This is a genomic window from Simplicispira psychrophila DSM 11588 (assembly GCF_000688255.1).
Classification (GTDB): Bacteria; Pseudomonadota; Gammaproteobacteria; order Burkholderiales; family Burkholderiaceae_C; genus Simplicispira; species Simplicispira psychrophila.
Window position 1 is genome coordinate 179588 of sequence record NZ_JHYS01000001.1, and the last position, 12007, is coordinate 191594.

The 12007-nt window shown below is 60.0% G+C and carries 8 protein-coding genes; all 8 read right to left on the reverse strand.

Annotated features, from left to right (window positions below; all coding sequences use genetic code 11):
• Window positions 1-10: 10 nt before the first annotated feature.
• Entirely contained in the window at window positions 11-4741 is a 4731-nt protein-coding gene (locus Q390_RS0100750) for a glutamate synthase-related protein (RefSeq protein WP_027994347.1), read from the reverse strand.
• 181 nt (window positions 4742-4922) lie between these two features.
• Window positions 4923-5627 carry a transposase gene (locus Q390_RS0100755; protein ID WP_027994348.1) on the reverse strand — a complete coding sequence of 235 codons (705 nt, stop codon included), beginning with the start codon at window positions 5625-5627 and terminating at the stop codon, window positions 4923-4925.
• Window positions 5628-5742: 115 nt separating this feature from the next.
• Window positions 5743-6642, reverse strand: a complete 900-nt coding sequence (locus Q390_RS0100760; RefSeq protein WP_027994349.1) for a class I SAM-dependent methyltransferase — start codon at window positions 6640-6642, stop codon at window positions 5743-5745.
• Window positions 6643-6659: 17 nt separating this feature from the next.
• Window positions 6660-7289: a DUF1415 domain-containing protein gene (locus Q390_RS0100765; protein WP_027994350.1), complete on the reverse strand. Its 630-nt coding sequence runs from the start codon at window positions 7287-7289 to the stop codon at window positions 6660-6662.
• 166 nt (window positions 7290-7455) lie between these two features.
• Window positions 7456-8628: a deoxyguanosinetriphosphate triphosphohydrolase gene (locus Q390_RS0100770; RefSeq protein WP_037471905.1), complete on the reverse strand. Its 1173-nt coding sequence runs from the start codon at window positions 8626-8628 to the stop codon at window positions 7456-7458.
• 54 nt (window positions 8629-8682) lie between these two features.
• Entirely contained in the window at window positions 8683-9798 is a 1116-nt protein-coding gene (gene aroB, locus Q390_RS0100775) for a 3-dehydroquinate synthase (protein ID WP_027994352.1), read from the reverse strand.
• A 26-nt stretch (window positions 9799-9824) separates the two neighbouring features.
• Window positions 9825-10340, reverse strand: a complete 516-nt coding sequence (locus tag Q390_RS0100780) for a shikimate kinase (RefSeq protein ID WP_037471906.1) — start codon at window positions 10338-10340, stop codon at window positions 9825-9827.
• A 66-nt stretch (window positions 10341-10406) separates the two neighbouring features.
• Complete coding sequence (locus tag Q390_RS19280) at window positions 10407-11990, reverse strand: hypothetical protein (protein WP_084153699.1); 1584 nt, start codon at window positions 11988-11990, stop codon at window positions 10407-10409.
• Window positions 11991-12007: the final 17 nt, after the last annotated feature.

The window sequence follows — 12007 nt, forward strand, 5'->3', positions numbered from 1 at the left end:
GAAAACGGGCTTACTTGGCCGCTATCGCTTCGTTTTCAGGAGCTGCTACCGCAGGCGTGGCGGCGTCTTCGAGCACTTTTCGCTCATACATCTCGGACAGCGCGCGCTTGTACTCGGTCGGAAAAACCTTGACAAACTTGCTGCGCGAGACGGCCCAGTGGTCGAGCAGCTCGCGCGCGCGTTTGCTGCCGGTCCAGCGGTTGTGGTCTTCCAGCATCTTCTTGAGCAGCGCCTCGTCGGTCTTGCCCTGGTGGCGTACCACGCGCGGGTGCGTGGCGATCTGCTCATCGCTGGGCAGGATGCGTTCCAGCGCCACCATGGCCATGTTGCAGCGCGTGTCGAACAGGCCGTCCTCGTCATAGACATAGGCCACGCCGCCGCTCATGCCAGCGGCAAAGTTGCGCCCGGTCTGGCCCAGCACCACCACGGTGCCGCCGGTCATGTATTCGCAACCATGGTCACCCGTGCCCTCGACGACGGCCGTGGCGCCCGACAGGCGCACGGCAAAGCGCTCGCCGGCAATGCCACTGAAGAAAGCCTCGCCGCTGGTCGCGCCATACAGCACGGTGTTGCCAACAATGGTATTGCGCGCGGCCTCACCGCGAAAGTCCAAGCTGGGGCGCACAACGATGCGCCCGCCGGACAAGCCCTTGCCGGTGTAGTCGTTGGCGTCACCAATCAGGCTCAGCGTGATGCCGCGTGCCAAAAACGCGCCAAACGACTGGCCGCCGGTGCCCTCGAACTGGATGCGGATGGTGTCGTCGGGCAGGCCGTCGGGGTGCGCGCGTGTCACGGCGCCTGAGAGCATCGCGCCCACGGTGCGGTTGACGTTGCGCGCCACTTCCATGATCTGCACGCGCTCGCCGTGCTCAATCGCCGGCTGGCAGCGCTGGATCAGCTTGCGATCCAGCGTGTGGCCCAGGTTGTGGTCCTGCTCTTCAACGTGGAAACGCGGCACCTCGGCGCCGACCTGCGGCTGGGCAAATAGGCGACCAAAGTCTAGACCGCTGGCCTTCCAATGTTCAATGCCGGCGCGCATGTCGAGCAGGTCGGTGCGGCCGATGAGCTCGTCAAAGTGGCGGATGCCCAGCTGCGCCATGATGTGGCGCACCTCTTCGGCGACAAAGAAGAAGTAGTTGACCAGGTGCTCGGGCTTGCCGGAGAACTTGGCACGCAGTGTTGGGTCTTGCGTGGCCACGCCCACTGGGCAGGTGTTGAGATGGCATTTGCGCATCATGATGCAGCCCTCGACCACCAGCGGCGCCGTAGCAAAGCCAAACTCGTCGGCACCCAGCAGCGCGCCAATCGCCACGTCGCGGCCGGTTTTCATCTGGCCGTCGGCCTGCACGCGGATACGGCCGCGCAGGCGGTTCAGCACCAGTGTTTGTTGGGTTTCAGCCAAGCCGATTTCCCACGGGCTGCCGCAATGTTTGATGGATGACCAGGGCGAAGCGCCGGTGCCGCCGTCGTGCCCGGCAATCACCACGTGGTCGCTCTTGCACTTGGCCACACCCGCTGCAATGGTACCGACGCCGATTTCAGACACCAATTTGACGCTGATGCTGGCGTGCGGCGCGACATTTTTCAGGTCGTGGATCAGCTGCGCCAAGTCTTCAATCGAATAGATGTCGTGGTGCGGTGGTGGCGAAATCAAGCCGACGCCGGGCACGCTGTGGCGCAGCTTGCCGATGTATTCGCTGACCTTGCCGCCGGGCAGCTGGCCGCCTTCGCCGGGCTTGGCACCCTGGGCCATCTTGATCTGGATCTGATCGGCGCTGCTCAGGTATTCGGCGGTGACGCCAAAGCGGCCGGACGCCACCTGCTTGATGCGGCTGCGCAGCGAGTCACCGTCCTGCAGTGGCAGATCGACCTCGACGTTGGCAGCACCAATGACGCTTTTCAGCGTATCGCCAACCTTGATCGGAATGCCCTTGAGCTCGTTGCGATAGCGCGCGGCGTCTTCGCCGCCTTCGCCGGTGTTGCTCTTGCCACCGATGCGGTTCATGGCGACAGCCAGCGTGGCGTGGGCTTCGGTGCTGATCGAACCGAGCGACATGGCGCCGCTGGCAAAGCGCTTGACGATCTCCTTGGCCGGCTCGACCTCATCAATGGCAATCGCCTGCGCCGGGTCGAATTTGAATTCAAACAGGCCGCGCAGCGTCATGTGGCGCTTGCTTTGGTCGTTGACCAACTGGGCATATTCCTTGTAGGTATTCCAGTTATTGGCGCGCGTGCTGTGCTGCAGCTTGGCGATGGTGTCGGGCGTCCACATGTGCTCTTCACCGCGTGCGCGCCAGGCGTATTCACCACCGGCGTCCAGCATATGCGCCAGCAGCGGGTCGCCACCAAACGCGGCCTTGTGCATCCGCAGCGCCTCTTCGGCAATCTCGAACACGCCAATGCCCTCGACGCGGCTGGCGGTGCCGGTGAAGTATTTGGCAATGGTGGCGCTGTGGATGCCGATGGCTTCAAACAGCTGCGCGCCGCAGTAGCTCATGTAGGTGCTAACACCCATCTTGGACATGATCTTCGACAGGCCCTTGCCGATGGCCTTGATGTAGTTGGTAACGGCCTTGTCGGCTGACAGGTCGCCCGACAAATCCTTGTGCATGTCGGCCAGCGTTTCCAGCGCCAGGTAGGGGTGCACGGCCTCGGCGCCGTAACCGGCGAGCACGGCAAAATGGTGCACCTCGCGCGCCGTGCCGGTTTCGACCACCAGACCCGCCGTGGTGCGCAGCCCCTTGACCACCAGATGCTGGTGGATGGCCGACAGCGCCAGCAGCGCCGGAATGGCGACCTGCTTGGCGCTGACGCCACGGTCGCTGATGATCAGGATGTTGGCACCGCCCTTGATGGCATCCACCGCCTGCGCGCACAGCGAGGCCAGCTTGGCTTCGACACCCTCGCGGCCCCAGGCCAGCGGGTAGGTGATGTCAATGGTGGCGCTCTTGAACTTGCCCTGCGTGTATTTTTCAATGTCGCGCAGCTTGGCCATGGCAGCAAAGTCCAGCACCGGCTGGCTCACTTCCAAGCGCATCGGCGGATTCACCTGATTGATGTCCAGCAAGTTCGGTTTGGGGCCGATGAAGCTGTTGAGCGACATGACGATGGCCTCGCGGATCGGGTCGATCGGCGGATTCGTCACCTGCGCAAACAGTTGCTTGAAGTAGTTGTAGAGCGGCTTATTCTTGCCCGAGAGCACGGCCAGCGGGCTGTCGTTGCCCATCGAGCCGATGCCCTCCTCGCCATTCTTGGCCATCGGCGCCAGCAAAAACTTCAGGTCTTCCTGCGTCGTGCCAAAGGCCTGCTGGCGCTCCAGCAGCGGCAGCGTGGAAACCGGCGCCACCACCGGCGCGTCCAGCACGATGCTATCGAGCTTGATGCGCAGGTTTTCGATCCACTGCTTATACGGCTTGGTGTTGACGATGTTGGCTTTCAACTCCTCGTCGTCGATCATGCGGCCCTGCTCCAGATCGATGAGCAGCATCTTACCCGGCTGCAAACGCCATTTGCGCACGATGCGATTCTCCGGCACCGGCAGCACGCCGGACTCGGACGCCAGGATGACCAGATCATCATCGGTCACGCAATAGCGCGACGGACGCAGGCCGTTGCGGTCGAGTGTGGCGCCAATCTGGCGGCCGTCGGTAAAGACAATGGACGCCGGGCCGTCCCAGGGCTCGATCATCGGCGCGTGGTATTCATAGAACGCGCGCCGGCGCGGGTCCATGGTCGTGTGCTGCTCCCAGGGCTCGGGGATCATCATCATCACCGCCTGGCTGATGGGATAACCAGCCATGGTCAAGAGTTCAAGGCAGTTGTCAAACGTAGCGGTGTCGGACTGGTCGGCAAAGCTGATCGGGTAGAGCTTTTGCAGATCCTCGCCGAGCACGGCCGAGGCCATCACGCCCTCGCGCGCCTTCATCCAGTTGTAGTTGCCCTTGACGGTGTTGATCTCGCCGTTGTGCGCCACATAGCGGTACGGGTGCGCCAGTGGCCACTCGGGGAAGGTGTTGGTCGAAAAGCGCTGGTGCACCAGACCCAGCGCCGACACGCAGCGCTCATCCTGCAAATCAAGGTAGTACTTGCCCACCTGGTCGGCCAGCAGCAAACCCTTGTAGATGACAGTGCGGCTGCTCATGCTGGGCACGTAATACTCTTTGCTGTGCTGGAGCTGGAGCGCCTGGATGGCGGCGCTGGCAGTCTTGCGGATCACGTACAGCTTGCGCTCCAGCGCGTCCTGCACGATCACGTCGTTGCCCCGGCCAATGAACACTTGGCGCAGGATCGGCTCCTTGGCGCGTACCGTGGGCGACATCGGCATGTCGTGGTTCAGCGGCACATCGCGCCAGCCCAGCAACACCTGGCCTTCAGCGCGGATGGCGCGATCCATCTCCTGCTCGCAGGCCAGGCGGGACGCGTGCTCCTTGGGCAAGAAAATCATGCCCACGCCGTATTCGCCGGCTGGCGGCAGCGTCACGCCTTGCGCCGCCATTTCCTGGCGATACAGCGCATCGGGAATCTGGATCAGGATGCCGGCGCCATCGCCCATCAGCTTGTCGGCTCCGACGGCGCCGCGGTGGTCGATGTTCTCCAGAATCTTCAGCGCCTGCGCAACGATGTCGTGGCGCTTCTCGCCCTTGATGTGGGCGACAAAGCCCAGCCCGCAGGCATCGTGCTCATGCCCGGCCGCATACAGGCCGTGTTGTGTGAGGTGCGCAATTTCAGCGGCGGTGGTCATGGGGTGCATCCATCTCTGGTGTGTTCACAAGGACAACTAGATTAGTGCAATGCAGCATCTTTGCGCAAGCAGAATAATTGGGGTCAGAGTCCAATTATTCGACGTGATTTATGTTGTTAATTTATTTGGGGTCACATCAAATTTAATAGCTTATAGCGCTTTATACATAAGCGATAAAGGCCTATTTAATCTCTAACTTGGCCGCTGCCGACGGTCTGCCGGCCTTGGCTTTGCTGACCCGGCGTGCTGATTTTTTTTGTAACGCCGCAACAAAATCATCCTCCCCCAGCGCCCAGCCCCGCAGCGTAGCGTCGGTCAAGACGCTCTGCTGATGGGTGCTGACCCCCGCCTGGACCAGTGCGCCATACGCCGCCTCGCGCGCAAACGGCGTATTACCCAGCGCCCAATACAGCGCGTGCGGTGTGACCAATTCATCGACACGCCAACCCAAACTGTGCGCATGGCTGGACCAGCGCCAATCCGCTGCTTGCGCCACCATGCCAGCATGCACCGGGTTCAGATCGATATAGACCATGCAGGCCAGCAGATAGCGCTCGCTCTCGATCAGCGTCGAGCGGTAGCGCCCCTCCCACAGCGTGCCGCTGCGACCATGGCGGTTGTTGAAATAGCGCACATAGCTGCGCCCCACGGCCTGCATCATCAAAGGCAGCGCCTCCGCCGTGGCCGGCGTGGCCAACAGGTGGAAGTGGTTGTCCATCAGCACATAAGCGTGCACCGCCACGGCGAACTTCTGCGCGTTCTCAACGAGCAACGCCAGCATGGTCTCGAAGTCCTGCGTATCGGTAAAAATCAGCTGGCGGTTGTTGCCGCGCTGAATGATGTGGTGCGGATAGCCGGCAAGGGTCAGGCGAGGCAGACGGGCCATGGTGGGGCTCCCAGAATTGCAGTAGCTGTTATTTTAATTCGACTCTGACCCCAATTAAAAAACAATAGCTACTACCGCTTATCCAGCGGTCGTTTGAAGCCTAAAACACCAAAAATCAGTCGGCGCCATCCACGGCGGCGGCTGGCAACACCGCCTGCAACCCAAACCGCGCCTCCAACGACTGCTCCAACCCGAACTCGACCAGAATCGCCCGCAAGCGCTCGGCCGCACTGCGTTTTTTCTGGCCGGTGTATTGGGCAATGATCAGCTCGTTTTTCATGCTGTGCTCCCAGCCGACCAGTTCGGTCACGGTGACTTGGTAGCCCGACGCCTCCAAGTGCAGACAGCGCAACACGTTGGTGATCTGGCTACCCATCTCGCGCGTGTGGATCGGGTGGCGCCATAGTTCAGCCAATGGCGTGCGCGACAGTTGCAACGCTTTGCCTTGGCGCAGACACGCTGCCACTTCGGCCTGACAGCAGGGCACGATGACCATCGCGCGGGCACGCTTTTGCAGGCCGAAGGCGATGGCGTCGTCGGTGGCGGTGTCGCAGGCGTGCAGCGCGGTGACGAGGTCGATGCGCTCGGGCAGGTCGGCGGCATCGGCAGATTCGGCCACCGAGAGGTTTAAAAACGACATGCGCTCAAAGCCCAAATGCTGGGCCAAGGCGCGCGATTTCTCCACCAGCTCGGCGCGCCATTCAATGCCGTAAATATGGCCGCGCCCCAGGGCTTTGAAATACAGGTCGTACAGGATGAAACCCAGATACGACTTGCCCGCGCCGTGGTCAGCCAGCGTCGGCGCGTGGCCGTCGGCCGACAGCTCTTGCAGCAGCGGCTGGATGAACTGGAACAGGTGATAGACCTGCTTGAGCTTGCGCCGCGAGTCTTGGTTCAGCCGCCCTTCGCGCGTCAAGATGTGCAGCTCTTTCAGCAATTCCAGCGACTGGCCGGGGCGCAGTTCGGACAGGTCTGAGGCAGCAGCAGAGACAGCGCCTTTGCCAGCCTTCCCCATTTTCTGGGCAGCGGGCTTCATGCTTTGCCCTGTGTGGGCTGGTGCGCCACCGGGCAGCGCGCGCCGACGTCTAGCGCTTTCCAGCCAGCCAAGCCTAAGCCTTCCAGCACTTCGATGTTGCGCTCAAAAATCATTTCCGCCTCGGGAAACACCGCCACGGCGCGGTCAATACTGGCTTCGCGGATCAAATGCAGCGTGGGGTACGGAGCACGGTTGGTGCAGTTGGTGACGTCGTCTTCCGCCGTGCCGGCAAACTGAAACTGCGGGTGGAAGCTGGCAATTTGCAACATACCGCCCAGGTCGAGCGAGTTCAGCAAGCGGTCGGCCACACTCATAAAGTCGTTGAAATCCAGAAAATCCTGCAGACAACCGGGCGCCATCAGCAAGGTGGTGTCGCGCTGCTCAGGCGGACTTTTGGCCAAGGCTTCGAGTTCGCGCGCCAGGTCTTGCGCCAGCGCTTCGGCGTCAGTGGCGGTGCTGACAAAGTAGTGGATTTGCCCCTTGGTGTGTACGCCCTTGGCAAACGGGCACAGGTTCAGGTCGATCACCGCGCGCTCCAGCCAGCGCACGGTGTCTTGCAGCACGGTATCGGGGTCGTAAGCAGTGGCCGCAAGCGGGACGGAAGATGGCGAGGGCGTGGACGACATACGGTAGGCCTAACGGGACAAAAATTGGCTGATTTTACTGAGCTACCTACAGCCGCACTGTCTGTAGGTCGGGTTAGCGCAGCGTAACCCGACACCCCCGCCAACCTTCCCGATACCTGTCGTGTTACGCCCTTTGGGCTAACCCGACCTACGGCGCGCGCAATGATCAGCCCAGCAAGCGCTGGCCGGTCAGGCGTTCATGCTCACGGGCGGCGTAGCGGTCGGTCATGCCGGCAATGAAATCCGCTACGGCGCGGGCGCGTTCGCGCTCCGAGACACCATCAGCACGCTGGGCAAAACCAGCCTTCATCGTCTGCGGCTGTGCCACATAGCAGGCAAACAGCTCGCGCACCACTTGCTGCGCCTTGTCCATCACCTGTACCACCTGCGGATGCCGATACAGCTTGTGCAGTAAAAAATGTTTCAGCGCCTGCGACTGCACACGCATGTCGGCGCTGAACTGCACCAGCGCCGGTGCCGCGCGCACGTCCTGCACGCTGGCCGGCTGCACCTGCGCCAGCGCAGCGTTGGTGGCGGCAATCACGTCGTAAACCTGCGCGCTCAACATGCGCCGAATCGCCTCGTACAGCAAACGCCGCTGGCCATCCGCCGCGCCCAGTGGCGGAAACTCGCTCTGCGCTTCGGCGCGGTAGCGGTCAAACAACGGCAACTCGCGCAGCTGCGCCATGGTGATCAAGCCCGAGCGCACGCCGTCGTCGATGTCGTGCGCGTTGTAGGCAATCTCGTCGGCCAAGTTGCACAACTGCGCCTCCAAGCTGGGCTGTTGGCGCAGCAAAAACCGTTGGCCGACACCGCCCGGCTCAGCCGCTTCAAGCTGTTCGGCGTGAAGGCGCGAGCAGTGCTTCAGAATGCCTTCGCGCGTCTCAAAGGTCAGGTTCAAACCATCAAACTGCGGATAGCGCTCTTCCAGCGCATCGACCACGCGCAGGCTTTGCAGGTTGTGCTCAAAGCCGCCGTAATCGGCCATGCAGGCGTTCAGCGCGTCTTGGCCGGCGTGGCCAAACGGCGTGTGACCCAAGTCGTGCGCCAATGAAATGGCTTCCACCAAATCTTCATTGATGCGCAGCGAACGCGCCACCGAGCGCCCGAGTTGCGCCACCTCCAGCGAGTGCGTCAGCCGCGTGCGAAACAAGTCGCCCTCGTGGTTCAAAAACACCTGTGTTTTGTAGACCAGCCGCCGAAACGCCGACGAATGCACGATGCGGTCGCGGTCGCGCTGGTAGTCGGTGCGCGTCGGGGCCAACGGCTCGGGGAAGCGACGCCCGCGTGTCAACGCCGGGTCGCAGGCATAACAGGCCAAAACAGTGTTTTTAGTCAAATCGGCCTCTAGCGCCCTATTTATAAGCGCTAATAGCTATCAATTAATGAGTGATTACGCCGCGCAACAGGCGTCAATCACCTCGCGCACCAGCGCATCGGGCGCAGCGCGCACGGTGGCTTGGCCGGGGCCGTCGATCAGCACAAAGCGAATTTCACCGGCCTCAGATTTTTTATCGACGCGCATCAGTTCTAGGTAGCGCCCGGCGTTGTCCGCCGCATCCAGCAGCGGCCCGCACAGCGGCAGGCCGGCGCGCTGCACTAATGTGCGCAAGCGCTCGGCAAATGCGGCATCGACCAGTCCCAAGCGGCGCGACAACTCAGCGGCCATCACCATGCCAGCGCCGACACCTTCGCCGTGCAGCCAATTGCCGTAGCCCATGCCGGCTTCGATGGCGTGGCCAAAGGTGTGACCAAAATTCAGAATGGCGCGCAAGCCAGACTCGCGCTCGTCTTGGCCGACCACCCAGGCTTTGATCTCGCAACTGCGCCGCACCGCATGCGCCAGCGCCGTGCGATCGCGCGCCAACAGTGCATCCATGTGTGTTTGCAGCCAGTCCATGAAATCCATGTCGGCAATCGGGCCGTATTTGATGATTTCACCCAATCCAGCGCTCAACTGGCGCGGCTCCAGCGTGTCGAGCGTCGCTAAGTCGCACACCACCAGCTGCGGCTGGTAGAAAGCGCCAATCATGTTTTTTCCCAGCGGGTGGTTAATGGCGGTTTTGCCACCGACCGACGAATCGACCTGCGCCAACAACGTGGTCGGCACCTGCACAAACGGCACGCCGCGCATATAGCTGGCAGCGGCAAAGCCGGTCATATCGCCGATGACACCACCGCCGAGGGCAAACAACACCGTCTTGCGGTCGCAGCCGTGTCCCAGCAAGGCGTCAAAAATCAGATTCAGTGTTTGCCAGTTTTTGTGCTCCTCGCCATCAGGCAGCACCACGGTGTGGACTTGGGCGTACTTGGCTGCCAGTGCCGCGCGCAGCTGGTCGGCATACAGCGGTGCCACGGTGGTGTTGGTAACAATCAGCGCCGCTGCGCCTTTGGGCAGCGCGGCGTAGGTGGCCGGATTGCCCAGCAGCTCGGTGCCAATCACGATGGGGTAGCTGCGCTCGCCCAAATCAATGGTGACGGTATGCGATGCGGAAGAAACAGTAGACATAGAGAACAAAATTTGGAAAGAAGCGCTTACAAATTACCCGCCAGCTCTAGCTGCATCACCACCATGTTGACCAGCGTCGCCACCGAGGGGCGGCCAGTTTCAATCACGTAATGCGCTGTCTCGCGGTACAGCGGGTCGCGCTCCTCATACAGAGTGCGCAGCCGCTGCAACGGGTCTTGCACCTGCAACAGCGGCCGCGTGGTGTCGTGGCGCAGGCGCCGAAAAATATCATCAGGTAGCGCGTGCAGGTAAATCACCTGCCCACGCTCGTGTAAATGCAGACGGTTGGGCGCGCGCAGCACCGCTCCGCCGCCCGTAGACAAAACCGCCGGCGTAGTGCCGGCGGTCAGTTCATCCAGGGTGGACTGCTCCAAGTCCCGAAACCGCTCCTCGCCCTCGCGGGCGAAGAAGGTTTTGATAGAGCAGCCAAGGCGCTGCTCTATCACGTGGTCAGAGTCCACAAACGCCACCCCCAACCGCCGGGCTAACTGCCGCCCGACGGTGGATTTACCACAGCCGGGGAGGCCGATGAGAAAAATCATAGGAAAACAATGAAAAGCATCACACAGCTTGGAGCATCAAATGCGCTCCAAGCCGTGCAACAAATATCACGGGCAGATATATGGTTCTGGACTAAACCCGGTGACACTACCCCCGGTGACCAAAATCGAAGCCTTGCGTGTCACTGCTGTGACCCCACGCTTGGCAGTTACCAAAAATTCGTGCTTTCCACAATCTCCTAATTTTGGCTTCAAAGAAGCGGTCATATCGGGCGCTACAGGCTTGCCGCTAATAAAGCCGTTGCTTCCTGTGGCACCACTCTTCAACCAATCGGGCAAACCGGAAAACTCCCAAGTCACGCCAGGCACCGAAGCTGAGAACGCATATACGTACAAACTTCCAGAGATTGCATCAGGCAATGGACAAGCCGCATTGACGTCAGTTGTGGCAGGGCAACCATTAATAACGACATTATTAGGATTGATCACCTCAGGATCACCTACCAGATTGAATGAAATACTCACAGAAGCCGTAAGTTTATTTTTATCTATCACGGTTGCTTGTCCGCGGTAGATACCTTGTGGTGCCTTGGGCGTACCACTGATAACGCCAGCGCTATCAGCTGTCAGTCCAGCAGGCAAGTCAGTGATTGTCCAAGTGTAAGGCGGCAAGCCACCTTGGGCTTCCATCATGTAAAAGAACGGCACACCATTGGTCACATCGCCAAAATATGTCGGTACTACAGTCAAGCGCGTCGTGATGTCTTTGACTACATAGACCTGCTTCAACGCAGAAACAGGATCTTGAATACCATTTTGTACGTTGTTGTCATACCGATCAGCGGTGAATTCCAAGACAACTAGCCCTGTTTCATCACCACTAAGTAATGAATACTGTGCTGTACCGCTACCACCCGTATTTAGCTGCACTACACTTCCGGACTGATTACCTGCCAGCAAGCGTGCGCCCGACGCGGTGCTGGCACCAGAGCGAATACTCACCTGCAAGTTGGGAGCACTGGAACTGACTACTGGCTGATTGGCATCGTCCATGACAAATGCAACCATGGCCATCTGATTATCAAGCCCAGCAACATTATCTTTCGTACCAAAATAGTAGTTGTAGTTAGGAATTGATGCGTCAATTCTAATACTCGCAGGCTTGCCTGTGGCACCGCCAACAGTAATATCGACATAGGCTGATTTCTGCTGCTTATCACGCGGATCTGTCACCGTACAGGTAATACGCGCAGTGCCAGCCTGATTGTTTGCATGGAAGTGGAATGAATTTCCACCGGAATTTGAACCGAGTGTAATACTACGATAAGCCCCTGGAACTTTAATTTTTCCACCATTGCCATCATCGATTTCAACCTCGTGCTCTGGCTTTCCATCAAGGTAGTAAAGCGGCCCAGAATTGAGACCCCCAGAGACATTACATGCAAATATATCCTCCCCGCCAGGTATCGGCCTACCGCCCATACTCGCATCAACATACAACGTAGTGCTATATGGCGAATACACACCCATCCCTATCGACTTACCAGCCACATTGATTGGCAATTGTGTTTTATCCGCTCTAAGCGTAATGACATAGCTCTCTTGAGTAGTTCCGGGGCTTCCACCGCCACCACCACATGCTGCTAACGATGCTGTCAGCAGCAAAGCTGAAATCTTGAATATCTTTTGCATTTTATATTCCTATTTAT